This is a genomic window from Shewanella indica (assembly GCF_002836975.1).
In the GTDB taxonomy this organism is placed as follows: Bacteria; Pseudomonadota; Gammaproteobacteria; order Enterobacterales; family Shewanellaceae; genus Shewanella; species Shewanella indica.
The window spans coordinates 1-24465 of record NZ_NIJK01000001.1; the positions used below are offsets into that span (position 1 = coordinate 1).

The window sequence follows — 24465 nt, forward strand, 5'->3', positions numbered from 1 at the left end:
TCCATCCATTTTGAAGGACGACTGGATGCTCACATCGATCTGTGATTTTTAACGTGACACAGAATTTTGAACACCCTCCATCCCCATTAACCTTAAGCCCTTGGTGATTTTGCATAAACAGGCTTAAGCCTGCCGTTGGCATGCTTGGCAACCGCAGTTTTTGCATGAATCTCGCAGATTACTCATCTCAGAGAGCCTACTTCCAAAAATACGTCGTTATTTATCAGAGACTGACACCCTGCATCGTACTTCCTTGCAGCTCAGAAAGTGTTTTGGATGTCCTGTAAGTTTCCGTATGAAGCATGCAAATTACTCATCTCAGAGAGCCTATTTCCAAAAATCCGTCGTTATTTATCAGAGACTGACCCCTGCAAGGTGCTTCCTTGCGGCTCAGAAAGTGTTTTGGATGTCCTGTATATTTTATGAAGGCCAAATATGGCGGTAAGTGGTGCCGGGGTAAGCAACAAAGCCAAGCAATACATCCCCATTAACCTTAAACCCTTGGTGATTTTGCATAAACAGGCTTAAGCCTGCCGTTGGCATGCTTGGCAACCGCAGTTTTTGCATGAATCTCGCAGATTACTCATCTCAGAGAGCCTACTTCCAAAAATACGTCGTTATTTATCAGAGACTGACACCCTGCATCGTACTTCCTTGCAGCTCAGAAAGTGTTTTGGATGTCCTGTAAGTTTCCGTATGAAGCATGCAAATTACTCATCTCAGAGAGCCTATTTCCAAAAATCCGTCGTTATTTATCAGAGACTGACCCCTGCAAGGTGCTTCCTTGCAGCTCGTAAAGTGTTTAGGATGTCCTGTATGTTCGGTTTAATGTTCAACCTTTAAGACCGTATAACTTCATTAATCGTGATTTTTCTTCATTAAATAAATAGTCATAGTCTAGATTATCTTCAAGGGTGTCTTTTATGACCATCAATTTTTTAATGATCACCCAAGCACTATAATTTGCAAATGGATTAAGGCCAATAAAGTTGCCAGCATCATGATCTTTAACTGTCCGAATTTTATAAATTATTTCAACCTTTCCCCATGCTTCATCAATATCCCAATTCGATACAAATAGTAGTAAAGCTGAAAGTGCCATTAACGGATTAGATTTAAAAATTGCACTAGGAGATAGATTTTGTGATAGAAAACCATCGTTTTGAACAATTTTATCGGAAAGCTTACGGGTCAATTGATACTTATCTAAGAGTACGCTTCGGTCAAAACTTAAGAAATTTTAGTCGTTTCTTATTATTTTAATAGCCTTTTTAACTACAGCCTTCTGTGCTATTTCTAAATAGAATGGATTTTCCTTATAATACTCAATCAATTTGTAATGAGGATATTGATGGCTTAGAGATTCATAAACTTCCCTATCGATATCAAACCCTTCCTTTGAAGCTTCACTCACGTCTGGGACAAATTTTTCAAAATTTCTTTTAGATCTAACGTATGAGCTTCTGGCTAGATTGACAATGTGTGGAGAGATATCAAAAAGTTCTTGGCCACTTTTCCTCAAATCAAGAAACCATTGCCTCATATCCCTCATGTCACCTTGGCTGAAAATATTATTTTCTATCCCAATACTAACTATGACTCCAATTTGTCTTGTTATAGCAGACTGAGACCTTCTGAAGTCAACTCTACCCTCATTTGATACCAATTTCTGTTTGTCTTCACCATCATAGAAGTCACAAAATGGTAAGTGTGCATCTACTCCTTGAGCGTTTCTAAATGCAAAGTGAGCTTGAGATACCGTTCTACCCGTTCTTGTACAAATGCCCTCACTAACTATATAACCACCAGTAACATTGCATGAAGGGCACTCTATGTCATTTTTCACAAAGTTTTGAAACGAAACATCTAGAGAATGAGGACTTTCATTAAAAAGTGACTCCAATTGAGTTGCATCTAATTCTCGTTTATAAGTGTTTGAATAGGCAGTTATTGGCATATCTCATCATCTCTCAATCTGTCCGATTACAAATCATTTTTATCAACGATTAAGATACTACTTTAAAGATAAGTTGTCGCTCATTTTTATTTTTTGTCAAGACCAGGTGATAGAAAGAAAGTCATTCATTAGTTTCATCGTGCGAAAGTAACTTCTTCGAGGTACTTTGGATTAGTAAAATTACTACATATATCGTGCATAACTCATTTTGGGGCAGAACCAGGTTAGGCCAATCTGTCAGATATGGTCACGTCAAGGAAACGAAACTGACAGATTGGATCCATACTAATCCAGTTAAAACTGATGAGTTTAAGCTGTGCAGCTATTCCCTGGCGCTGGGAAGCCTGCGCGCAAGCCGATAGCAGGTCGGTGACCTGCCATCCAATCACTTGCCAAACTTATTGATGAATAAGTTTGCCCCCTTTGATGACATCCACCAACGGATTCACGCCGTAGCTGTAGGCGAGTTCCGCTGGGGTTGAGATCCGCCACAGGCAGAAGTCGGCATCCATTCCCTGGCGCAGCATGCCTATGCGCTGTTCACGACCCAGGGCGCGGGCGGCGTTGCAGGTGACACCGGCCAAGGCCTCTTCCGGCGTCAGGCGGAACAGGGTGCAGCCCAGGTTGAGCATCAACAGGGTTGAGCAGATGGGGGACGTCCCCGGGTTGAAGTCGCTGGCCAGTACCATGGGCACCTGATATTGGCGCAGCAAGGCTATCGGTGGCATCTGGGTTTCCCGCAGGAAGTAAAAGGCGCCGGGCAACAGGGTGGCGCAGGTGCCGCTCTCGGCCAGGGCCTTGACTCCGGCTTCATCCAGATACTCGATATGATCCACAGACTTGGCCCCCAGACGGGCGGCCAGTATTGAGCCGCCCATGTTGGAGAGCTGCTCGGCGTGCAACTTGATATCCAGCCCTTTGGCCTTGGCGGCGCTGAGAATGGCTTCTGTCTGTTGCAGGTCGAAGGCGATATTTTCACAAAACACATCCACGGCATCGGCGAGATCTTCCGCCAATACCTGAGGCAGCATCTCCTCGATTACCAGTTGCACATATTCCTGCTCCCGGCCTTGATATTCGGCCGGGAAGGCGTGGGCGCCCAGGAAGGTTGTGACCACATCCACATGGTGGTGTTTGCCCAGCTCGCGGGCGACCCTGAGCAACTTGAGTTCGGTCGCGGTTTCCAGCCCGTAGCCCGACTTTATCTCCACCGTAGTAACCCCTTCCTTGGCCAGGGCGTTGAGGCGGCGACGAGCCTCATCGAACAGTTCGGCCTCGCTGGCCTCACGGCAGGCCTTAACCGTGCTGATAATGCCGCCACCGGCACGGGCGATTTCTTCATAGCTGGCGCCCTTGAGACGCAGCTCGAACTCGTTGGCGCGGTTACCGGCAAACACCAAATGGGTATGGGCATCTATCAACCCGGGCGTCAGCCAGCCGCCTTTGCCCTTGTAAACCGGAGTTGCCAGCACGTCGAAGGCAGGCAGTTCGCTGCGCTTGCCAATCCAGGCTATTTTGCCGTCTTTTACTGCCAGGGCCGCGTCGGTGATGGCACCATAAGCCTCTGATACAGAAGGGTCCATAGTGGCAATATTGATATCTATCCAAACCTGATCCCAGGACATGCTTGCTCCTTGTTGTTTGCCTTACGCTTGCCTTAATGATGGCAATTGTTGTGATTTTGTGAGCCAACTTGTATTTACTTGTATATACAAGTTAGGATTATAGCCGAGTTTTTCAGCAGATTGAAACCAACACAGAGTCGATTCGATGAGCACAGCCAAGTTCGCCCGCATTAAACAGTACATCTCAGACCGCATTGAGTCGGGTGAATGGGTCGAGCACTCCAGGGTGCCTTCCGAAAACCAACTGGCGGAGCTGTTTGAGTGCAGCCGGATGACGGCCAGACGGGCATTGACCGAGCTGGTGGACAACGGCGTGCTGGAGCGCAGTCAGGGGCTGGGTACCTTTGTGGCCGAGTTCAAGTCGCAGTCATCCATGTTGTCTATCCGTAATATCGCCGATGAGATCAAGGCCCGCGGCCATGGTTACAGCGTGCAGGTGCTGGAGCTGACCGCCATAGAGGCCCTGGCGCCTATCGCCATCGCCCTGGGGCTGGAGACCGGCAGCCGGGTGTTTTACTCGGTGCTGGTGCACTGCGAAGAGGAGCTGCCGCTACAGCTCGAGGAGCGCTTCGTGAATCCCCAGTTAATTCCCGACTATCTGCAGCAGGATTTCAATTTGCAGACCCCTCATGAATATCTGTCGCAGGTGGCGCCTTTGACCGAGGCACGCCATACCATAGAGGCGATAGTCGCCAATGAACAGATACGCGCCCGCTTGGCTATTCCCGCCAGCGAGCCCTGTTTACAGATACTGCGCCGCACCTGGTCACGCCAGGGGGTGGTGAGTTTTGCCCGGCTGATCCATCCCGGCAGTCGCTTCCGTCTCGGAGGGCATTTGACCTTCAGAGGCGAACATAAAGCTAAATAAAAACAACAAAATAAACCACAAGACAAGCAACAGAGGAATGGAAGTTTATGGATAAGAGACATGATCCGGCGCGCAAAATTATTGCGCCGACCGGCACCACTCTGAACTGCAAGAGCTGGCAGACCGAAGCGCCGCTCAGAATGCTGATGAACAACCTGCATCCGGATGTGGCAGAGCGCCCCGAGGATCTGGTGGTTTACGGCGGCATAGGCCGCGCCGCCCGCGATTGGCAGTGTTTCGACAAAATCGTCGAGGTGCTCAAGCGTCTGGAAGAGGATGAAACCTTGCTGGTGCAATCCGGCAAGCCGGTGGGAGTATTCAAGACCCACAGCGATGCCCCCAGGGTGCTGATCGCCAACTCCAACCTGGTACCTCACTGGGCCAACTGGGAACACTTCAACGAGCTGGACAAGCAAGGGTTGGCTATGTATGGCCAGATGACCGCCGGCTCCTGGATCTACATAGGCACCCAAGGCATAGTCCAGGGCACCTACGAAACCTTTGTGGCCGTGGCCAAGCAGCATTTCGACGGTGACGCCAAGGGCCGCTGGATCCTGACCGGTGGCCTGGGCGGCATGGGCGGTGCCCAGCCTCTGGCCGGTACCATGGCCGGTTTCTCTGTACTGGCCTGTGAAGTGGACGAGACCCGTATCGATTTTCGTCTGCGTACCCGTTATCTGGACAAGAAGGCCCATAGCCTGGACGAGGCACTGGCGATGCTGGAAGCCGCCAAGGCCGAGGGCAAGCCGGTTTCCGTCGGTTTGCTGGGCAATGCCGCCGATATCTTCAGTGAGCTGGTTGAGCGCGGCATTACTCCGGATGTAGTGACAGACCAAACTTCGGCGCACGATCCGCTGAATGGCTATCTGCCTCAGGGCTGGACGCTGGAGCAGGCCAAGGAGATGCGCCTCAAAGACGAGGCCGCTGTGATCAAGGCCGCCAAGGCTTCCATGGCGGTGCAGGTTCAGGCCATGCTTGCGCTGCAAAGCCGCGGCGCCGCGACCCTGGACTATGGCAATAACATCCGCCAGATGGCGTTTGAGGAAGGCGTGGCCAACGCCTTCGATTTCCCCGGTTTTGTTCCCGCCTATATCAGGCCGCTGTTCTGTGAAGGCATTGGCCCGTTCCGCTGGGCGGCGCTCAGTGGTGACCCTGAGGATATCTACAAGACAGATCAGAAGGTGAAAGAACTGATCCCGGACGACCCACACCTGCACAACTGGCTGGATATGGCTCGTGAACGTATCGCCTTCCAGGGGCTGCCGGCCCGTATCTGCTGGGTTGGCCTCAAAGACCGCGCCCGTCTGGCGCTGGCCTTCAACGAAATGGTGAAAAACGGCGAGCTGTCGGCGCCTGTGGTCATCGGCAGGGATCACCTGGATTCCGGCTCTGTGGCCAGTCCCAACCGGGAAACCGAATCCATGCTCGATGGCTCGGATGCCGTCTCCGACTGGCCGCTGCTCAATGCACTGCTCAATACTGCCGGTGGCGCCACCTGGGTGTCGCTGCACCATGGTGGGGGTGTCGGCATGGGCTTCAGTCAGCACTCCGGGGTAGTGATCCTCTGTGACGGCAGCGATGCCGCCGCCAAGCGGGTATCCCGGGTATTGTGGAACGATCCGGCCACGGGCGTGATGCGTCATGCCGATGCCGGCTATGAGATTGCCAAGCGCTGCGCCAAAGAGCAGGGCCTGGATCTGCCTATGTTGGAGGACTGATGATGACCACTCAAATCACTCTAACACCGGGAAGCCTGACACTGTTTGAACTGCGCAGCATCAGCCGCGCGCCAACCCAGCTGCAATTGCACCCGGAATCGCTGGCGGCCATCAACAGCAGCGCCGCCGTGGTGCAAAAAGTCTTGGATGAGGGCCGCACGGTTTACGGCATCAACACAGGCTTTGGCCTGTTGGCCAACACCAAGATTGCCCCGGCGGATCTGGAACTGTTGCAGCGCTCTATCGTGTTGTCCCACGCCGCCGGTACCGGCCAATTGATGCGCGATGAAACCGTGCGGCTGATGATGGTGTTGAAGATCAACTCACTGTCCCGCGGGTTTTCCGGGATCCGTCTCGAGGTGATCAACTTCCTGATCGCCCTGGTCAATGCCGGTGTCTACCCTTGCGTACCCGAGAAGGGCTCAGTGGGGGCCTCGGGCGACTTGGCGCCGCTGTCGCACATGTGTCTGCCGATCATCGGCGAGGGCGAAGTGCGTTATCAGGGGCGTATCATGCCCGCCATTGAGGGCTTGAGTATCGCCGGCCTGAAACCGATTGAATTGGCTGCCAAAGAGGGCCTGGCCCTGCTCAACGGCACCCAGGCATCGACGGCGTTGGCACTGGAGGGCTTGTTCCATGCCGAGGACCTGTTTGCCGCCGGCTCTGTGGTCGGCGCCATGAGTGTCGAGGCGGCCATGGGCAGTCGCAGCCCGTTCGACCCGAGAATTCATGCGGTGCGCGGTCAAAAGGGCCAAATAGACTCGGCGGCAGTATTCCGTCATCTGCTGGGGAGCGGCTCCGAGATTGCCGAGTCACACGCCAATTGTGAAAAGGTGCAGGATCCCTACTCTCTGCGCTGTCAGCCACAGGTGATGGGCGCTTGCCTGACGCAGATCCGTCAGGCGGCCGAAGTGCTGGAAATTGAAGCCAACGGCGTAACAGATAACCCACTGGTGTTTGAAGATACCGGCGAGATCATCTCAGGCGGTAACTTCCATGCCGAACCTGTGGCCATGGCGGCGGATAATCTGGCACTGGCGATTGCCGAGCTGGGGGCCATCAGTGAGCGCCGCATTGCGCTGCTGATCGACTCCAATCTTTCCAAGCTGCCGCCATTCTTGGTGGAAAACGGTGGGGTTAACTCGGGCTTTATGATTGCCCAGGTGACAGCCGCGGCACTGGCCAGTGAAAACAAGACCTTTGCTCATCCGGCCTCTGTCGACAGCTTGCCGACCTCGGCCAACCAGGAAGATCATGTTTCCATGGCGACCTTTGCCGCCCGCAGGCTCAAGGATATGGCGGAAAACACCCGCGGCGTGCTGGCAGTGGAACTGCTGGCTGCGGCCCAAGGGTTGGATTTCCGGGCGCCGCTGCAGCCAAGCCAGGCAGTAGCCAAGGCCAAGGCTGAACTGCGCGAGCGGGTTACCTTCTATGACAAGGACAGATACTTCGGTCCGGATATCACCAAGGCCACTGAGCTGCTGGCGAGTGGGCGCTATAACGCCTATCTGCCAAAGGAGTTGCTGCCAAGCAGCCTCTGAGCCGGGAATCGCTGGAAGGGTCTGAGGGCCCTTGGGCACCTTAGGGACAAAAGTCCGTATATGAAATACAAAGAGCGCCAACTGGCGCTCTTTATTTATTTTACTAAATCAATGCCGAGAGACAGATGTTACCAGGCATCCAGTTCTGTGATCTTTAGATTCAACAGCTGCTTCTGCCACTGGTTTTTATCTACCCCTTCAATCCAGATCACCGAGGATTGCCGCTGCTGGCCCTTGCGCAGATAGGTTTCCGGCATACGCTTGATGGCACGCCAAACCTGTAGCTCCTCTTCTTTCATCTTGCGCCCCTGATCGTTATAAAAGCTGACACTGATCAGTACGCCAACCATATCTTCACTGCTGTTACTGCCGAGTTCGAAGGTCAGGCCCAGTTTGTCACCTTGCCACTGCGTCTGCAGCAGAGAAACGCTGACCCCTTCCCTGGCAGTCTTGCCAAGCAGTCCGGGAGTGGTCATGGCGCTCTGGGTCAGTTGCTCAGCCGTGGCGGCTGGGTTTACCTCGGACTTGGGCGCCACTGCGACAGTATGGGTGCCGGTATTGGCTGCGGTATTCGATATCTCGGCCACCACATCTTCAGTCACAGTTTCGGGTTCGGCGGCGCTGATCACCGCCTCTGTAAGCACATATTCCCAGGTAAAATCATCTTTGAGTATGACTCTGGCGCCATTTTCCAGAGTGACTTCGGCCACCTGGGCCGGTTCGGCAACGGCAAAACTTGAGCTCAATAGCAACGCCAGAGCACTGACGGCGAAGCCGGGTTTGAAAAGGTTCTGTTTCGACATGAAAAAATTCGCTTGCGCTTGGCTGGATCCTGGCGTCAACAATAACCGGGCTTACCTGGGCTGGCAATGACGAAAAACATAAACTTGCTTTCCTGGCATACGGCAATCCACGGGAAGTATGTTCAAGTGCCTTTGTCCAGGAAAGGTGCGAACAAGCCCCATGTGTGCTCTGCGTCGGCTTACTGACTGGAATGTAAGACATAGTTCGCAGCAAATGACCAAGTCCTTGGCAAGAAAGTGAAGTTATTGCCCGCTAATATGTCAGCCTTGACTGTAAAGGGGGTCAGAATTGTCTTGCAGGCAACTTTGGCGCTGGGTATACCGGAAGATAAAGGGCATTATCATCTCTTATACTTTGGCTGCGGTGAAGAGTCCTATGACACATCCAGCCGGCTGTGTGGCGAATTAAACCATTCAATGAAACAATCACCGAGTTTGTAACTCATTGGTCAGCGTTTACTTACAACATACCCCACTATATGATCCCGCTCTTAGTCTATCTGATAGTTTGGAGAGGGTATGCCGTCGAATACCAAGGCCTGGTTGTCGAAGGCTCTGCAATTTGGCGGAGGATGCTTTTACCTGTTGCTGGCCTCATGGAGTCTGTTCCATGTGGCAGGTTGGGTAGGCAAACTACCTGACCATAGCGAGCATTGCCAAGAGTCAATACTGCTCAGCAGCTGGTCACCGAATAAAGATTGGCAGGCCGACGTCAGCTTTTCCAACTGCAGTCTGCATGGACGTAAGCACTGGCAGAGCCACTTAAGCTTGACCGAGCTGGACTCGGGACGCCGCTTCCCCGGTCTGCTGGTGGTATCCGGTCGCCACGATGAGTTGAAACTCGACTGGTACAATCACAGACAATTATCAATTTCCGGGCTTCCCATAGATCACCTGGAGCACTTCCAACAGCCGCTGGGAACCAAAATAGTACTCACCTTGAAAGGTGATTAAGCGCACACTTTCCAACGAGGATGGGATCGACTGTTCAGCCAAAGTTAACACCTGTATGTTACTCTGCAACCTGGCCTGGGTTGTGGGCCGGGATGAGTGATTTTTCTCTGAGAGGTTAATTTTGGATAACTTGGACAAAGACTTAAGATTCGAACTGTCACACTGGTTGTCACAGCTGGGGATCAACAGCCAACCAGCCGATGGTTTGTCCACTTCGCTCATGGTGCTCGCCTGCCTGCTGCTGGCAGGTTTGGCTTATTTTATTGTGCGTCGCGGCGTAGTACGGGCGATGAACCTGGTGATTCAACGTTCCAAAGTCACCTGGGACGATATCTTTATGCGCCACAGAGTGCTGGAAAAGCTGGCGATGCTGGTGCCGGCGCTGGTGCTCAACCTGCTGATCCCCATAGCACTGACAGATCATAAACTGTTGGCCGGACTGGTCGACAGGCTGCTCAGTGTCTGGCTGGTCGTCTTGCTGATCCGCGCCGCCTATTCGGCATTGGATGCGGTCAACGAGGTGGCAGACGTTAAGCTGATTAGCCGTCGTCTACCGGTGAAGAGCTTTGTGCAGCTGATCAAGCTGTTCCTGTTCTTTGTCGCCATCATTATTTCCATCTCTGTGCTCGCCAACCAGTCTCCTGTCTACTTCCTCAGCGGCTTGGGTGTCGCCACTGGTTTGGTGATGTTAGTGTTCAAGGACACCATTCTGGGGTTTGTTGCCGGTATTCAGCTGGCGGCTAACCGTATGGTCAGCACAGGCGACTGGATCCAGATGGATAAATACGGCGCCGATGGCGCGGTGGAAGAGGTATCGCTGACAACAGTCAAGGTTCGCAACTGGGACAAGACCATCACCATGATCCCGGCCTATGCGTTGGTATCCGATGCCTTCCGCAACTGGCGTGGCATGTCTGAGTCAGGCGGTCGCCGAATCAAACGTTCGGTCAACATAGATATCAACAGCATACGTTTCCTGACCGAAGAAGACAGGAAGAAGCTGGAGAAGATCAACCTGTTGAAAGAGTACCTGCCGAAGAAAATCCATGAAATCACTGAATGTAATGCGAAAGTGTCGGATATCGAAATGCCGGTCAATGGTCGCAGGCTGACCAATGTGGGGACCTTCAGAGCCTACCTGCTGGAGTATCTCAAGCACCACGACAAGGTACACAAGGAGATGACCCTGATGGTGCGGCAATTGGCGCCTACGACTGAAGGGCTGCCGATCGAGCTATATATCTTCACCAATGATACCCGCTGGACATATTATGAAGATATTCAGTCGGATATCTTCGATCATATCTTTGCCATCTTGCCGCAGTTCGATCTGCGTGCCTTCCAGGGACCTACCGGCAATGATATCCGCAGCTTAAAAGATAATGGAGCCGGCGCAAATAAGCCTACATAGGCTTATTCGCACCTCCCCTAAAGCGCTCCCCTAATCTTTAACGGCCAATACAGTGGCGAGGGTGACAAACACCCCGCCACTGACACGATCCAGCCAATGCAAGCGTTGACTGCGCTTCAGCCATGAAGCCAACACACTGGCCATAGAGGCGTAAATCATCACAAAGCTGAAGTCTACCAAGGCCCAGGTGGAAGCCAATACTGCCAGTTGTGGCCCCTGCGGCACAGTCACATCGATAAATTGTGGAAACAGAGCGGCGAAAAATAGCAGATCCTTGGGATTGCTGATCCCCACCAGAAACGCCTGCCGGAACAGACTGAGAGGATGACCATGTCCCTTGGGGCCAACACTCTGCTCGGCCGCATGGGGCTTGGTGAGCAGCAGCTTAATCCCCAGATACATAAGGTAGGCGGCACCGCACCATTTGAGCAGGGTAAAGCCGTATTCGCTGGCATGCAGCAAGGCGCTCAGCCCGGCGATGGAGGCCAACATCAACAGCAGTGCCGCACTGACACTCCCCAAGGCCGTTGCCAGACTGCGGCGTTTACCAAAATGGATCCCGTGAGAAATAGACAACATGGCGATCGGGCCGGGAGAAATGGCTATCAATAAGATCGCAAACAGGTACAACAGGAAGGTCTGGTGATCCATAATTTTGTATACAAAGTTTTCGGTTAAGCGTCACTATAGTCCTGAGACGCCTGCCGAACAAGATTCACTTTTCCGCTGAATAGTCCGGGATCTCCTTTGGGAAGCGGCCGCGAATGCCGCGATAGAAGGCGATAAGCTGATCCATGTCTTGCTGCATGTCAGCACTCGGTATCAAGGGTTGATTGATCACCACCGCCTTCTGACCAAAGTCCAACCCCACTGCCACAATCGGCACCCCTGCCTTGGATGCGATATGGTAGAAACCTGTCTTCCAGCGTTTCACCGGGCTGCGGGTGCCCTCCGGCGCCAGCGCCAGCTTAAAGTTGCGATCCAGGCGATACAAGTCGCTGACCGCATCGACCAGATTATTGTTCTTGCGCCTGTCTACCGGCCTGCCACCTATGGCCCTGAAAAACCAGCCCCAGGGCGGAATAAAGAGTTGATGCTTACCGAGAAAGTGGATCTTCACCGCCAGAGCTCCACGGGCGAGTACGCCGATAATGAAGTCCCAGTTACTGGTATGGGGCGCCACTATCACCAGGTATTGCTGGGAGTCGGGCAGTTGTCCGCGAATTTGCCAGCCGAACAGAGCCAGCAGCCATTGGCAGATTTTTTTAAACATAGAGAGTTGCCAAACCTTGAGTTGATTAAAGGTATAGTTCAAAAGTGTTTGGGGTGGGCCGCCAGTCCAACCTTGATTAGCTTAGGAGTCTGAACATAGGCAGCACTTCCCCAAGCAGAGGCCTGAGGGAAAATATAATTTCAGTATTATCTCTTTTGTGCAAGCCTGGGTTCTACATCTTGCCAAGGACTCGTCATTGGCTATAAATCGCCGTGACGTAAGTTTGTTCAAAACGCGCGGTGGATTTGCTTACAATCTACTAAGACAATGTTTACCCGGTTCTTTCCTTATCCAGGGCCAAATAGGTTAGTATCTGTATAGAAGCTCAACGCCTGTGTCGGCACGGTTTCCTGGCCTGGTTCCGGGAGAGTGCAAGGAGGGAATATGAAAAAGTTAATCTTTGGACTCCTGTCAGTACTGCTACTTGCAATCGCTCCGGCTAAAGCGGTACCGACAGATGAAATTACCGAGCTGATCAATCGTCAGCAACAAGCCTGGAATCAGGGAAATATTGATGCCTATATGCTGGGTTACTGGCACGATCCCAAGCTGAGGTTTGTCTCCAAAGGCGAGTTCAAATATGGCTGGGACAAGATGCTGGCCGCCTATAAACGTAGCTATCCGAATCGCGCGACTATGGGCCAGCTCAAGCTGGAGCTCAAGGATGTGCAGATGTTGAGTAACTATTCTGCCTTGGTGGCCGGTCGCTGGGTCTTGCTCAGACAAAAGGACAGCCCATCCGGAGTCTTTACCCTGCTGTTGGAAAAGAAAGACGACCATTGGGTAATCACTCACGATCATTCATCCTGACTTGCATAGGGAATTAGATTTATCTAATATCAACCCATTAAAAAAATCTAATGGAGCACCCTATGTTAAAACCCACACTGACCGCCTTGCTGGCTTTTGCGCTAGCGAATCAAGCCACGGCAGAGCCAACAGCGGCAGAATTCAAAACCGAAGCGGCCGCGCTGGCCAAGCGTTTTGCCCAAACACTCAAGCCGCAACTGCAACAAGCCCTGGCCGAAGGTGGCCCGGTGGCGGCTATCGAAGTTTGTTCCCATAAGGCGCCGGAAATCGCCCGCCAACTCTCTGCCGAGAGCGGTTGGCAGGTAAAACGTGTCAGCTTGAAACCCCGTAATCCGACAGCCGAGCCGGAAACCTGGCAGCGACAGGTATTGTTGTCATTCGATACGCGGGCCGCAGCCGGTGAAGATCCGCAAACCTTGAGCCATGTTGCCCAGACCGAGTCACAGCTGCGTTTTATGAAGGCCCAGGGCGTAGCGCCGCTTTGCCTCACCTGTCACGGCAGCCAATTGGCGCCCGAGGTCAAAACCGCATTGGATGAGCACTACCCGGATGACAGCGCCAGAGGTTATCAGCTTGGGCAGATCCGCGGCGCCATCAGCATAGTGGCTCCGCGTTTGTCAGCGCAAAACTGAACTGCTCCAACCCCAGTTGTCGCCCCTTGCCATCATACCTGGCTTCGTAAAAGTTCAGTTTCCCTTCGCGGGAGATGAATATCAGGCTGGTGGCCCGGGTGCCGTATTCCGGGTGGCGAATATAGATGGATGACAGACGTCGCTCCCATTCCAGGCTGACTCCTGTGTTTGGCAGGCTGATGTCCGGCGCTGGAGTCTCATCACGCATTATTGCCAGCAGCCTATCTATATCCGGCTTGGCCGATTGGCTAATCAACCGCTCCAACGCCTGCTCGCCGCGGGCCATCTTGGGCCAGATTTCATCCAAGGCGCCATTGCTGATGGCGTGAAACCCCCTGTTCAAGCACCGCAATGACTTATCCGGGCTGTGATAACACCAAAGGCGCTTGCCCTGGCCGAAAACCAGATTGAAAGGATTGTAGTTGTCGCTGTGGTCACTGAGCCATTGCGGCTCTATTGGGGTTTGGCTATTGAGCGCCTTGAGCACCAGTTCCCCGCGGCTGCGCATACCATCCGGCTGAGAGATTGACTGACGGATATTAGTGAGGCCAGCCACCATTCCCAAACGATTACAGCCAAGCCAGGTCCCACCTGCCTGCAGATCCTTACCCGCCAGCAGTTGCTGCTGTGGCGGCCAAAAATGTGCCGGGGCTGTGGGCCTGTGATGAAACTCATCGCGGTTGGCGCAGAGGATCAGCGGATAATCCGGATGCTGATCCAGCGCCAGAAACAGAATGCACATGGGCTGTCCTTATGCCGGGTCTAAATGCGGGCTTATCCCACAAGTTAGCCAACAAAGGCGCCAATTGACAGGGTTAAATCAGTGAGAGCCTTTGTCTTGATGCTCGTGGCCATTATGGTGAGCATGACTGTGTGAATCATGGCTGCTCGAACCATGACTATGTGAACCATGACTATGTGAACCATGACTATGTGAACCATGACTATGTGAACCATGGTTGTGGCCTGAGTCGTTGTGCTGCCCCGAGCCGTGGTCATGGCTATGGCCTTTGACCAGCCACATACCCCGTAAAAACTTACGTGGCCCCTGACGCAGTATGCTACTGGAGTAAAGCAGACACAGCAACGTCAGTGCCGGGTAGCTTATCTCTTTCGGTAGATCGCCCAGCTCACGCCACTGTGGTTGCCACCAGGCAATGCCGCTAAGCAGAATGGATAACAGCAACAACATACCGAGCCGTTGACTCCAGTTCATCAACTTGAGTTGTGACAGGTTAAGCACAGGTGCGGCGATCAGGGGCAAGGCTACTGCCAAGGGGCTCCAGCCGCTGTAGGCCAGTGACATAGCCAATACGGCGGCGCCCAGATTACAGAAACGCAGCGGCAGAAACAGCAAGGCCAGCACCAGCACTTGTGCCACCGGGTGCGACAGTGGCACTGACGGATGACCTATCAGATTGGCGAGGATTAAACTGAGCAAGATCCAGGGCGCGCTTCTATCCACCAGATGAGTGAAGCCAAAATGCCAGGCGGACTGCGGCACCTTGGGGTGGGGATCGGTCAATTCAATGCGGGCATAACTCAAAAACAGTCCCAGTGCGGCGAGTGCGAGGGTCTGCAGCAGGGCAAACTGCCAGCCCAGCAGCACCAAGGTCAGCAACAAGGCTTCAGGGCCAGCGAGACGTTGAACCCAGCGTCCCGGCAGCGAAGCTTGAGTAGGAGACAAACCTGCGGCAAAACGTATGCTGGCCAAGGCGTAGGCCGCCAGCAATACCGGAGCCAGTAACAACAACCAGTGCAGCAGTTGATCTGTGCTGTGGTCATGGTGAGCGTGTTGGTGGCCGCCGGAATCCATCATCAGCAGCAATGCCAACAGGCCTATCCCCAGCAGGCTGCCTATGCCGGCCTGATATTCATATTTGCTGCTTGGGGTCTGCTGCCCATGGCCGTGGGGCTGATGCAGCACCACATGCAAAATAGAGCCTGTGACAAAGGCTTGCAGGTACACGGTATTATCCAGGCTCAGATGGCTGAGCAGCTGCTCGCCGGCGAAGTAGCCCACAGATGTCAGCGCCATCATGGCCAGCAACACCAGACTGGCCCAACGGGTACCAACCTGGGGTTTGAGCAACCACCAAATCGCCAGGCCCACGGGTAGCCTGTGCATGATCACCCCAAGCGCCAGCAGGCTGGAGTTGCCTTCCTGTTGTGCCAGCACCATGGCGCCGCCATCTGTGATGGTGTGCAACAACAAGCCGCCGATCCCCAGCGTGAGGGTCAGGTTATGGGTGATCTCTGAGTAGCGATGAAACAACTTCTCACTGGCACTGGGTCCCCAAAGGCCGAGGATCACGAAGATGATCGCCAGTATGCCGCCATGCTCCAGCAGTTCCGGTAGGATATGGATCAATACCAGGCCGCCAAGGGAAACAAAAATAAAGCCGTCCAAGCCCTTCTGCAAACCGCTGCCTGAAGAGAAATAGCGGTAAAACAGCGGGCCCAGGAGCAGGGCGATAAAACTGGCGACAAGATAGAGCATGTATTTCACGGCTGAAGTTTAGAGAACGCCATAGTATACCAGTAGCCGGGCAAATGAGCAGTGCCGTTACCTGGAATTTACCTTGAAGGATTTTCCCCCCGAGACCACAGATAAAAGTCCACAGCCGGTGACTAAAAAGTTATACAATAGTCGACTCTATGTTGTTGTATTGGTGAATGGATATTTATGGATACTCTGTCGGCTGCCGTAATGCTGTTTCTTATTATGGATCCCTTGGGCAACTTGCCTATCTTTGCCTCTATATTGCGTCATATCGAGCCCAAGAAACGCCGTCGAGTGTTGATCCGTGAGCTTATTTTTGCCTTGTTGATCATGCTGTTATTTCTATATGCCGGTGAAGCTATCCTGAGTTTCCTCAACCTCAAGTCAGAATCGGTCAGCATTGCCGGCGGCATTATTCTGTTCCTGATAGCCATCAGGATGATCTTCCCCCAACCCGGTGGGGTGGTGGGCCTGGCTGCCGGTGAAGAGCCCTTCATTGTGCCGATGGCGATTCCGCTGATGGCCGGTCCTTCGATTTTGGCGGCACTGATACTGCTGGCCCATACGGATAGCAGCCGTATGGGCGACTGGACCATAGCTCTGGTGGCGGCCTGGGGCGCCAGCGTGGTTATCTTGATGTTTTATAAGTTATTTACCAGGGTGTTGGGCGACAAGGGGCTCACGGCGGTCGAGCGTCTGATGGGCATGGTGCTGGTGATGATCTCGGTGCAGATGTTCCTCGATGGTGTCTCCCGATATTTGAATCCCTGAGTTGTTAATCCTTTTGTTGAGTCGAGGTAAAAGTGCTTAGTTGTGCCCTGATCTGTGCTTTGAGTCTGAGCGCCGGAGATTATGACAATCTCTTGCCCTATCAAGGCACGCCGCAGCAAGCGCTGGAGCGGGACGCCGCCGGGAATCTGAAGATCCCCGCAGTGTACATGGATATGGGGGCCTGGCATGGATATCACCTACCGGATAATCCTGCATTTTATGGCAGCTTCACCGGCCCCATGATCATCGCCCAGGAATACAGCCTGCATCTGGCGCCAAGCTTGCAGCACCTCAGCATATTGGAGTTGAGCACAGGGCAGGCGAAGAATTTTGCCGAAGCGGAGAAACGCCTGTTCAGTCGCCCGGATGGCCTGTATCAGGAATACCGCTGGCAAGATCTCAGCCTCAGCACCAGGCTCTATTTTGCCGATGAGCGCAGCTCACTGATTGAGACTGTTCTGGAAAATATCGGCTCCCAAGCCGGTCAGTGGCAGTTGCAATGGCAGGGAGAACCCTTCGACAAGGCGATAGGCAAGCCCTGGATTGCCGACAGACAATTTGCGACCAATCAACTGGAGTGGCAGTTTCGGCCACTGAGAAAAACCTGGTCGCTGCTGCTCGATGATGCCAAATTCCGCTTAAGCTTCCGTGAACCCACCTTTCTGGAAGAGCGTGGCACTCGGGGCTACCGAGCCAGTTCTGAAGTGCTGAATCTGTCTCCCTCAGAGCGGCGCAGTTTTCTCAGTGCCCAGCAGTATTTTCACACCGCAGCAGAGGCAAAGCCGCTGCAGTGGCCGAAGTTATTGCAGAGCGCCGAGCGCAACCAAAGTCGCTGGGGTTGGCGTCTGGCCAAGTTGGCCGATGGTGACTTGGGGCAAAAGCGCATGGCTGCCCGGGCCATCAGCACCCTGACACATAACTGGCGCAGCCCAGCCGGTGCCCTGCGTCACCACGGGATAACGCCTTCGGTCACCTATCAATGGTTCAATGGTATCTGGGCATGGGATAGCTGGAAACAGGCGGTAGCCTTGGCGCGTGTCGAGCCCTGGCTTGCCAAGTCCAATGTGCGGGCGATGTTTGACTATCAATTTGATGAGCAAGATCCCGTCAGACCTCAGGATGCCGGCAGCATGCCGGATGCGGTGTTTTACAACCAAGATGCAGCCCGCGGCGGTGACGGCGGCAACTGGAATGAGCGGAATGGCAAACCGCCACTGGCAGCCTGGGCCGTATGGGAGATCTACCTTCAGGACGGTGATAAGGCATTTGTCGCCGAGCTCTACCCAAGACTGATGGCCCTGCATGCCTGGTGGTATCGCAACCGGGATCATGACGGCAATGGTTTGGCAGAATATGGCGCCAATCTGCATCCGTTGCACGGTGAGCCCGGGGCACTTAATCGTGATGCCATCATTCAGGCGGCAGCCTGGGAGTCCGGGATGGACAATGCGCCCAGATTCGATGCCGATAACAGCCTGCAGGTACTGGAAAACCGCGACACCAAAGGGCGTTTACTCGGCTACTCTCTCAATCAGGAGAGTGTCGATCTCAATGCATTTCTCTATGCCGATAAGCAATATCTGGCACAAATGGCCAGTCTGCTGGGACGGGAAGCCGAGGCGATGCAACTGCGGCAACAGGCCCAGCGGTTGGGACAAGCGATTCGGCAGGCCTTTTACGACCCTGCCAGCGGTTTCTTCTACGATGTACGTTTCGATGCCGAGGGCAAGCGGCGATTGCTCCGCGGCAATAAGGGCACTGAAGGTTGGATCCCGTTGTGGGCCAGTGTTGCTTCGCCTGAGCAGGCAGATGCGGTTGTAAAGCAACAACTTAGGCCAGAAGTCTTCGGTACCCAGGTGCCGTTTCCGAGCGTGAGCCGCGACAGCCCGGAGTTTGCCCCCGACAGATACTGGCGCGGGCCGGTATGGCTGGATCAGGCCTTCTTTGCCATCAAGGGATTGCAGCATTACGGTTACCGGCAGCAGGCAAGTGCAATGTCGCGGCGCTTGCTGAAGGCCATCGCCGCCGATAGCCGGGATCTGCCGATACGGGAAAACTACCATCCACTCAGCGGTGAAGGACTGCATGGCACCAACTTCAGCTGGTCGGCCTCGGTCTTATTGTTGCTTTATAGCGACGGTTTGTTGTCTGAGGCTGAATAATCGCTGAATGAGGCGAATTGGCCGCGATTTTCTGCTGTGCAATCTTAACAGCCACTGTTAATCTTCTGTACCATCTCTGTTAACAACAAGGTGTTGCCTGTGCGACTGCCCTCAACTCTTGCGATCTGCTTGTTTCTCTGTGCCTGTCAGGCAGGGAACGATGGCGAAATCGATGCCATTGCGGATAAAAACCGCGCGGTTAAACCTTTGTTGCCCTGTGGCAGTGGGGCACCTGTGGTAAATCGGGCTAAAATTAAAGCCAGTCTAATCGAGCGCAACATCATCACTCAGCACATGAGTGAACAAGAGGCCGAAGCTAAGGTCTCTGAGTATATTCAGCAGCGCAATCAGAAGTTTGAAAACTGTATCAAGGAGCCAAAGTCATGAGTTTGACGTCGGTATTGGCCCTGGGGGCTGCTTGTCTCTTTGGCATATCCAATGCTCTGGCCGCCACGGCTCCGGCGGATCCCGGAGTGATCAACAAAGAGCAGATCCTCTACTGGCTGGAGAAACGCGGTGAACTCGATGCCGACGCCTCAGAAGAGGAGCGGCAACAAGCGCTGGCAGCCTACATCGCCAAATCTACCGGAGCGGGCAGCAAGGCCGCACAAGTGCTTAAGGCCAGAGAACAACAACTGCTGCAACAGGCGCGAAGCAACAGCCTGCGTCAAAGCAAGTTAATGCGGGCACAGTCGCGGGTAGCCGATACCGATGTGACCAAGCGGGTCAAGGTGTTGGCCGTGCTGGTGGATTTCCCCGATTTGCCCTATAACAACAATCGCCTGAGTCCCGGCGATACCGAAATGTATTACGTCAACTACTCGGTAGCCCATTACCGTGGTCTGTTGTTTTCCGATGCAGGTTTCCCAGGACCTCAGGGGCAAACTCTGCCCTCTGCCTATCAATATTATCAAGCGGTTTCCGGCCAGAGCTTTTTCTTCAGCGGCGATGTGAAAGGCTGGTTTAGAGCCAGCCAAAATGCCGCCTACTATGGTGCCAACGACCCAAATAACAACAATGACGACACTGCCGCCACTGAATTGGTGGAAGAAGCGGTCGCGGCTGCGGTAGCCAGCATGAGCGCCGCTGAGTTGGCGCAGTATGATATTGAAGATCCTTATGATATCGACACTGACGGCAACCTGGATGAAGCCGATGGGATTTTGGATCATGTGATGATCTTCCATTCCAGCATAGGCGAAGAGGCCGGTGGCGGTATGCTCGGCGATGATGCCATCTGGTCACACAGATTCTTTGTGCCCTCGGCGCCCGGTCAATATGGTCAGGCTATTCCCGGCAGTAATATGCGTCTGTTCGGTTACACCATTCAGCCGCTGGATGCCGGAACAGGTGTTTGTACCCATGAATTTGGTCACGATCTCGGTTTACCGGATGAGTATGACACCAGTGCCGAAGCCAGCGATGGCTCGCCTGTAGGTCTCTGGTCTCTGATGTCCGGCGGCAGCTGGGCAGGTTCCCCAAGAGGCTCCCAGCCAAGTGGTTTCAGCCCCTACGCCCGCTCATTTCTACAGGACAGGTACAAGGGCCGCTGGGTCAACGAACAAACCCTGGATTATCAAGCACTGGATAGCAACGGCACTCAAGTGTCGCTTGAGCATGCCAATAGCAATGGCGTAAACCAGCTGGCCATCAAGCTGCCGTCCGACTCCATCGCCTTTACTCAGGCCTATCAGGGGCAATACCAGTACTATTCGAATCAGGGCGATCAGCTCAACAACGCCATGTCGTTCGAGCTGCAACTGCCCATGAGTACCAAGCTAACACTGAAGATGAAGGCCCATTGGCAGATAGAGCAGGACTATGACTATGTGCAACTGCTGGTGGATGGGGTGCCATTGGCTGGAAGCCATACCAAGAGCAGTAACAGTATCAACAATGCCGCCAATATTATCAGTGGTGACTCGGCGGCCTTATCCGGTGGTGAAGGGGAACAAGGCTGGCAGGAATTGAATTTCGACCTTAGCGCATACGCCGGAATGAGCAAGCAGATAAGCCTGGTGTATCGTACCGATGAAGCGGTCGGTGGCTATGGCTTTGCCGTCGATGACTTACGTCTCGAGAGTGATGGCAAGCTTATCTACAGCGATAATGCCGAAACAGCTCTCAAGACTGTGGTACTTTCCGGCTTTGTCCGCACCGACGATACCCGCCCGGGAGCGACACGGCGTTACCTGCTGCAACTGCGTAACTATCAGGGTGTTGATAGCGGACTGCAACAAGATAGCTATGAACCGGGACTCTTGGTGTGGTATGAAAACTTAGCCTACAGCGACAACAAGGTGGCTGAACATCCGGGATACGGCCTCATTGGAGTGGTGGATGCGGATCAAAACCTGATCGGCAACCGTGATACCGATGTGCAGGTTCGTGATGCCAGCTTCAGTATTTATCCACAGTCGGCGTTTTTCGGTGACCCCCATCTTGGCAACAATAGCCTATTTGATGACAGCGACGACTACAGCGCGCCGCTTAAGCCTCAGGCCGGTCTGGTGTTGCCCCAGCTGGGTCTTATGGTGCAGCTTTTGACCCAGGAGCAAGACAGCAGCCAGGCGCTACTGTTGGTGAGTAAACGCAGCGACAGCAGCGGCACAGAACTCAGTGCCAGCATTTCAGCGCAGCAGGAGGGGGGCAATGTCAGTTTCAGCGCTAATCTCAGTGGCGGTACTGCGCCTTACACCTACCAGTGGGATTTTGGGGTCGGCGGCGCCAGCAGTACCCAAGCGACGCCTCAATACAGTTACAGTGAGTCCGGCAACTACACAGTCACACTGACTGTGACAGACGCCAATAATCGGCAAACCGTGACCAGCTTGCAGCTGACGGTTAGCATTCCTCTGTCGGCACTGTTCGATATCAGTGGTACAGGTTTAACCGTGCAGTTCAATAACCTCAGTCGCGGTGGCAACGGTGAACTCAGTTATCAGTGGCACTTTGGTGACGGCCAGAGCAGCACTATCGCTTCTCCCTCACATACCTACAGTGCGGCAGGCAGTTACAGTGTGCGCCTGGTTGTGACCGACTCACAGAATAATCAGAGCAGCAATAGTCGCACTCTGGTGGTCTCCAATCCGGTCGTGCCCAATACAACTGAAAGCAGTTCCGGCGGCGGTGGCGGTAGCCTCGGCGGCCTGAGCCTATTGGGGCTGGCGCTGATCGCCTGGCGGCGCAGGCACTGACAGAAATAAGGGACGCTCAAGCGTCCCTTATGTTTTTGGTCGTTCAATAGAGGGATTACAAGCCCTTGCTCAAGGCGTAAGTTGGCCTTGATTGATGGCGGCAACCGCCGCCGGCAGGAAGATTTCACCAACAATCAGTTGCTGCTCCTGAAAGTGAAAATAACGTCTTCTGCCCCATATTGCCTCTGTGGTGGATTGCGACAGTGAATCTGCGAGGGAAGCGACCCGTGAATGGTTATCGAAACTGGCGACTTCTATGGCACCGGGTTCAAAGCCGATATCACCGAATAACAGCTCTCCCAGGGGGCGGGTACCCAACTTTCCCAGTCGCTGCTGTTGCTCCAGCAGCTTTGCCGGGATCAGGGTGCGGCCAAAGACCCAGGGAGTACCATCCAGGCAGAGTAACACCTCTCTGATCCAGATGGCTTTGTGCTCCTTACCCTGCCATTCCTGAGCGGCGGTGGACAGCATGGCTTCACCGAGCAGTTTGACTTCAAAGTGGTTGCAGCAGCTCTTGAGTCTCTTGGTGAGACTACCGGTCGCCAGCAGCCAATCGTGCAATGGCGCTGCGGGAAGTTGTTGTGATTGCTCTGGCGAAAACCACTGAATTGATTCACCATAAGGAAAGCTTAAACTGGTCACACTCATCGGATACCCGGTACAATATTACAACTCGGGAGTCTATCACGCTTGCCCACAAGCAGATAGATCGCAAGGGGCGTCTGCACAAGTTACGGGAGCTTGATACTCAATATGAAACGCGTTTTGACACTGTTGTTTTTTATGCTGGCCGGCATGTTGCAGCCTGTGATGGCGGCCGATGAAAAGCCCGCCGAAGACACCTATGCCTACTATGGCTTTGAACCTGAAATAGTGACCAACTATATCTCCAATCGTAAGAAGCTGGGGTTTGTGCGCATCAGTGTTGAACTGATGGTGAAAGACCCTCAGGACTTGGTAGCCTTGCAACACCATGATCCCCTGCTGCGGGCCGCGATAGTGGAGATTCTCGGTAACCAACCCGAGGACAGGGTCAAGTCGCTTACCGGCAGGGAAGAGATCCGTCGCGAATGTTACGACACAGTCAATCGTTTGCTGGAACAGGAAACCGGTCGGGCGCTGGTAGTGAATCTGCTGTTTACCAAATACCTGTATGACTGAGGTAAAAAAGCGTCGGCTCAACACCTCGAAAGGCAAGGCCAGGACCGAGGTAAAGAAAAAGGTTAATAAAACGCCGCCAAAGACGACGGCCGGCAAAACCTCGGTTAAAACGGGCGGGAAAGCCAAAGACAAGGGCTTGCACCCGCGCAACCTGCACCGCCAGGGCTATGACTTTGCCGCCCTGGCAGCCAGTTACCCAGCGCTCGCGCCTCATCTTATCACCACAGATTATGGCCAGGTTTCGATTCCCTTTGCCGAGCCACAAGCTGTTTTGGCCCTTAATGCCGCCTTATTGCAGCACCATTACCATATCCAGGGTTGGCAATTGCCCGAGGGCTATCTGTGCCCCCCCATTCCCGGGCGAGTGGACTATTTGCACCATATCGCCGATCTGCTGGCAGAAGGCAGTAAAATCCCCCAAGGCCGACGTATTCGCGGCCTGGATATAGGAACGGGAGCCAATGGCATCTACCCCTTGCTGGGCTCAAGTGTCTACGGCTGGCAGTTTGTCGGCGCCGATATTAACCCTGTGGCGCTGGATAATGTCGCCGGCGTTTTACAGCACAATCCCAAGCTGGCCAGCGCCATTGAACTGCGGTTGCAGCCCAAGCCAGAGCAGATATTTCATGGTCTTTTGCAGAGCAGGGAGTGTTTTGACTTCAGCCTCTGTAATCCGCCGTTTCATGCCTCGGCCGCCGATGCCCGCAGTGGCAGCGAACGCAAACAGCGCAATCTGGCGGCGAGTCGCGGCGAGCAACATCAGAGTCAGGAGCCCAAACTCAACTTCGGCGGTTGTCAGGCCGAGCTTTGGTGCGATGGTGGCGAGTTGGGCTTCTTGCTGCGTATGATTCACGAAAGCCGTGAATATGGTGGACAAGTGCTGTGGTTTTCTTCTTTGGTGTCCAAGGGTGACAACCTCAAACCCTGCCAACAGGCGTTAAAGCAACTTGGCGCCAAAGAGGTCAAGATTCTGGAGATGCAACAGGGCAATAAGCAAACCCGGGTGTTGGCCTGGAGTTTCTTCGATGCTGCCGCCAGATGTCAGTGGTGGAAGTTCAAGGCTTGAGGCCCACCAACGG

The 24465-nt window shown here is 53.7% G+C and carries 22 protein-coding genes; 13 read left to right on the plus strand and 9 right to left on the minus strand.

The genetic code is table 11. The features are described 5' to 3' along the window. Nucleotides 1–832 precede the first annotated feature (832 nt). The 3 genes from CX650_RS20200 to hutI form a co-directional block, all read right to left on the minus strand. Nucleotides 833–1195, minus strand: a complete 363-nt coding sequence (locus CX650_RS20200; RefSeq protein ID WP_208622098.1) for a hypothetical protein — start codon at nt 1193–1195, stop codon at nt 833–835. Between the two features lie 45 nt (nt 1196–1240). Next, nucleotides 1241–1957 carry a hypothetical protein gene (locus CX650_RS20205; protein ID WP_208622099.1) on the minus strand — a complete coding sequence of 239 codons (717 nt, stop codon included), beginning with the start codon at nt 1955–1957 and terminating at the stop codon, nt 1241–1243. 398 nt (nt 1958–2355) lie between these two features. Beyond that, complete coding sequence (gene hutI / locus CX650_RS00010) at nt 2356–3582, minus strand: imidazolonepropionase (protein WP_101094671.1); 1227 nt, start codon at nt 3580–3582, stop codon at nt 2356–2358. 145 nt (nt 3583–3727) lie between these two features. Here hutI and hutC point away from each other — a divergent pair, with 145 nt between their 5' ends. From hutC to hutH, 3 genes are read left to right on the plus strand one after another with little or no spacing between them, the layout of a single operon-like run. Next, a complete protein-coding gene (gene hutC / locus CX650_RS00015; RefSeq protein WP_101094672.1) occupies nt 3728–4450 on the plus strand; it encodes a histidine utilization repressor in 723 nt (240 codons plus the stop codon). Between the two features lie 47 nt (nt 4451–4497). After that, a complete protein-coding gene (gene hutU / locus CX650_RS00020) occupies nt 4498–6168 on the plus strand; it encodes a urocanate hydratase (protein ID WP_101094673.1) in 1671 nt (556 codons plus the stop codon). Next, nucleotides 6168–7709, plus strand: a complete 1542-nt coding sequence (hutH, locus tag CX650_RS00025; RefSeq protein WP_101094674.1) for a histidine ammonia-lyase — start codon at nt 6168–6170, stop codon at nt 7707–7709. Before hutU ends, hutH begins: the two co-directional genes overlap by 1 nt. Nucleotides 7710–7837: 128 nt before the next feature. Here hutH and CX650_RS00030 read toward each other — a convergent pair whose 3' ends face one another. After that, on the minus strand, nt 7838–8512 hold the full coding sequence (locus CX650_RS00030; protein ID WP_101094675.1) for a DUF3157 family protein: 675 nt from the start codon (nt 8510–8512) through the stop codon (nt 7838–7840). Between the two features lie 519 nt (nt 8513–9031). On the opposite strand from CX650_RS00030, the gene CX650_RS00035 reads away from it, so the two are divergent. After that, nucleotides 9032–9466 (plus strand): hypothetical protein, encoded by a 435-nt coding sequence (locus tag CX650_RS00035; protein ID WP_101094676.1) that lies wholly within the window; start codon nt 9032–9034, stop codon nt 9464–9466. 130 nt (nt 9467–9596) lie between these two features. Continuing rightward, the gene (locus CX650_RS00040) at nt 9597–10877 is read left to right on the plus strand and encodes a mechanosensitive ion channel family protein (protein WP_039035189.1); all 1281 of its coding nucleotides are present in this window, start codon (nt 9597–9599) and stop codon (nt 10875–10877) included. A 30-nt stretch (nt 10878–10907) separates the two neighbouring features. On the opposite strand, the gene CX650_RS00045 is transcribed toward CX650_RS00040, so the two are convergent. Further along, nucleotides 10908–11528: a LysE family translocator gene (locus tag CX650_RS00045; RefSeq protein WP_101094677.1), complete on the minus strand. Its 621-nt coding sequence runs from the start codon at nt 11526–11528 to the stop codon at nt 10908–10910. Between the two features lie 64 nt (nt 11529–11592). After that, complete coding sequence (locus CX650_RS00050; RefSeq protein ID WP_101094687.1) at nt 11593–12150, minus strand: lysophospholipid acyltransferase family protein; 558 nt, start codon at nt 12148–12150, stop codon at nt 11593–11595. A 384-nt stretch (nt 12151–12534) separates the two neighbouring features. Between CX650_RS00050 and CX650_RS00055 the strand changes: the two genes are divergently transcribed. Both CX650_RS00055 and CX650_RS00060 read left to right on the plus strand, forming a co-directional pair. Continuing rightward, the gene (locus tag CX650_RS00055) at nt 12535–12960 is read left to right on the plus strand and encodes a YybH family protein (RefSeq protein ID WP_039035131.1); all 426 of its coding nucleotides are present in this window, start codon (nt 12535–12537) and stop codon (nt 12958–12960) included. Nucleotides 12961–13022: 62 nt separating this feature from the next. Further along, entirely contained in the window at nt 13023–13592 is a 570-nt protein-coding gene (locus CX650_RS00060; RefSeq protein ID WP_208622100.1) for a Tll0287-like domain-containing protein, read from the plus strand. Here CX650_RS00060 and CX650_RS00065 read toward each other — a convergent pair. Both CX650_RS00065 and CX650_RS00070 read right to left on the minus strand, forming a co-directional pair. After that, the gene (locus CX650_RS00065) at nt 13555–14334 is read right to left on the minus strand and encodes an NRDE family protein (RefSeq protein WP_039035133.1); all 780 of its coding nucleotides are present in this window, start codon (nt 14332–14334) and stop codon (nt 13555–13557) included. The genes CX650_RS00060 and CX650_RS00065 overlap by 38 nt on opposite strands. A gap of 78 nt (nt 14335–14412) precedes the next feature. Further along, nucleotides 14413–16092, minus strand: a complete 1680-nt coding sequence (locus CX650_RS00070; protein WP_101094679.1) for a ZIP family metal transporter — start codon at nt 16090–16092, stop codon at nt 14413–14415. Nucleotides 16093–16278: 186 nt separating this feature from the next. On the opposite strand from CX650_RS00070, the gene CX650_RS00075 reads away from it, so the two are divergent. The 4 genes from CX650_RS00075 (at nt 16279) to CX650_RS00090 (ending at nt 22225) form a co-directional block, all read left to right on the plus strand. Then, nucleotides 16279–16866 (plus strand): YhgN family NAAT transporter, encoded by a 588-nt coding sequence (locus tag CX650_RS00075; protein WP_039035135.1) that lies wholly within the window; start codon nt 16279–16281, stop codon nt 16864–16866. A 59-nt stretch (nt 16867–16925) separates the two neighbouring features. Next, complete coding sequence (locus CX650_RS00080; RefSeq protein WP_244175160.1) at nt 16926–19028, plus strand: MGH1-like glycoside hydrolase domain-containing protein; 2103 nt, start codon at nt 16926–16928, stop codon at nt 19026–19028. A gap of 99 nt (nt 19029–19127) precedes the next feature. Continuing rightward, on the plus strand, nt 19128–19415 hold the full coding sequence (locus CX650_RS00085) for a hypothetical protein (RefSeq protein WP_101094681.1): 288 nt from the start codon (nt 19128–19130) through the stop codon (nt 19413–19415). After that, nucleotides 19412–22225, plus strand: a complete 2814-nt coding sequence (locus tag CX650_RS00090) for an immune inhibitor A domain-containing protein (RefSeq protein ID WP_101094682.1) — start codon at nt 19412–19414, stop codon at nt 22223–22225. The genes CX650_RS00085 and CX650_RS00090 overlap by 4 nt, the downstream gene beginning before the upstream one ends. 69 nt (nt 22226–22294) lie before the next feature. Here CX650_RS00090 and CX650_RS00095 read toward each other — a convergent pair whose 3' ends face one another. Further along, the gene (locus CX650_RS00095; RefSeq protein WP_039035139.1) at nt 22295–22873 is read right to left on the minus strand and encodes a chorismate--pyruvate lyase family protein; all 579 of its coding nucleotides are present in this window, start codon (nt 22871–22873) and stop codon (nt 22295–22297) included. 105 nt (nt 22874–22978) lie between these two features. Here CX650_RS00095 and CX650_RS00100 point away from each other — a divergent pair, with 105 nt between their 5' ends. After that, the gene (locus CX650_RS00100; protein ID WP_025010605.1) at nt 22979–23386 is read left to right on the plus strand and encodes a flagellar basal body-associated protein FliL; all 408 of its coding nucleotides are present in this window, start codon (nt 22979–22981) and stop codon (nt 23384–23386) included. After that, entirely contained in the window at nt 23379–24452 is a 1074-nt protein-coding gene (gene rlmF, locus CX650_RS00105) for a 23S rRNA (adenine(1618)-N(6))-methyltransferase RlmF (protein ID WP_071239164.1), read from the plus strand. Before CX650_RS00100 ends, rlmF begins: the two co-directional genes overlap by 8 nt. Nucleotides 24453–24465: the final 13 nt, after the last annotated feature.

Excerpts from the sequence above, each read along its gene's own strand:
- CX650_RS00095 (WP_039035139.1), bottom strand. The coding sequence starts at position 22,873 with ATGAGTGTGACCAGTTTAAGCTTTCCTTATGGTGAATCAATTCAGTGG.
- CX650_RS00090 (WP_101094682.1), top strand. The coding sequence starts at position 19,412 with ATGAGTTTGACGTCGGTATTGGCCCTGGGGGCTGCTTGTCTCTTTGGC.
- CX650_RS00075 (WP_039035135.1), top strand. The coding sequence starts at position 16,279 with ATGGATACTCTGTCGGCTGCCGTAATGCTGTTTCTTATTATGGATCCC.
- CX650_RS20205 (WP_208622099.1), bottom strand. The coding sequence starts at position 1,957 with ATGCCAATAACTGCCTATTCAAACACTTATAAACGAGAATTAGATGCA.
- CX650_RS00100 (WP_025010605.1), top strand. The coding sequence starts at position 22,979 with ATGAAACGCGTTTTGACACTGTTGTTTTTTATGCTGGCCGGCATGTTG.
- hutU (WP_101094673.1), top strand. The coding sequence starts at position 4,498 with ATGGATAAGAGACATGATCCGGCGCGCAAAATTATTGCGCCGACCGGC.
- CX650_RS00055 (WP_039035131.1), top strand. The coding sequence starts at position 12,535 with ATGAAAAAGTTAATCTTTGGACTCCTGTCAGTACTGCTACTTGCAATC.
- CX650_RS00035 (WP_101094676.1), top strand. The coding sequence starts at position 9,032 with ATGCCGTCGAATACCAAGGCCTGGTTGTCGAAGGCTCTGCAATTTGGC.
- CX650_RS00030 (WP_101094675.1), bottom strand. The coding sequence starts at position 8,512 with ATGTCGAAACAGAACCTTTTCAAACCCGGCTTCGCCGTCAGTGCTCTG.
- CX650_RS00060 (WP_208622100.1), top strand. The coding sequence starts at position 13,023 with ATGTTAAAACCCACACTGACCGCCTTGCTGGCTTTTGCGCTAGCGAAT.
- CX650_RS00050 (WP_101094687.1), bottom strand. The coding sequence starts at position 12,150 with ATGTTTAAAAAAATCTGCCAATGGCTGCTGGCTCTGTTCGGCTGGCAA.
- rlmF (WP_071239164.1), top strand. The coding sequence starts at position 23,379 with ATGACTGAGGTAAAAAAGCGTCGGCTCAACACCTCGAAAGGCAAGGCC.
- CX650_RS00070 (WP_101094679.1), bottom strand. The coding sequence starts at position 16,092 with ATGCTCTATCTTGTCGCCAGTTTTATCGCCCTGCTCCTGGGCCCGCTG.
- hutC (WP_101094672.1), top strand. The coding sequence starts at position 3,728 with ATGAGCACAGCCAAGTTCGCCCGCATTAAACAGTACATCTCAGACCGC.
- hutH (WP_101094674.1), top strand. The coding sequence starts at position 6,168 with ATGATGACCACTCAAATCACTCTAACACCGGGAAGCCTGACACTGTTT.
- CX650_RS00045 (WP_101094677.1), bottom strand. The coding sequence starts at position 11,528 with ATGGATCACCAGACCTTCCTGTTGTACCTGTTTGCGATCTTATTGATA.
- hutI (WP_101094671.1), bottom strand. The coding sequence starts at position 3,582 with ATGTCCTGGGATCAGGTTTGGATAGATATCAATATTGCCACTATGGAC.
- CX650_RS00065 (WP_039035133.1), bottom strand. The coding sequence starts at position 14,334 with ATGTGCATTCTGTTTCTGGCGCTGGATCAGCATCCGGATTATCCGCTG.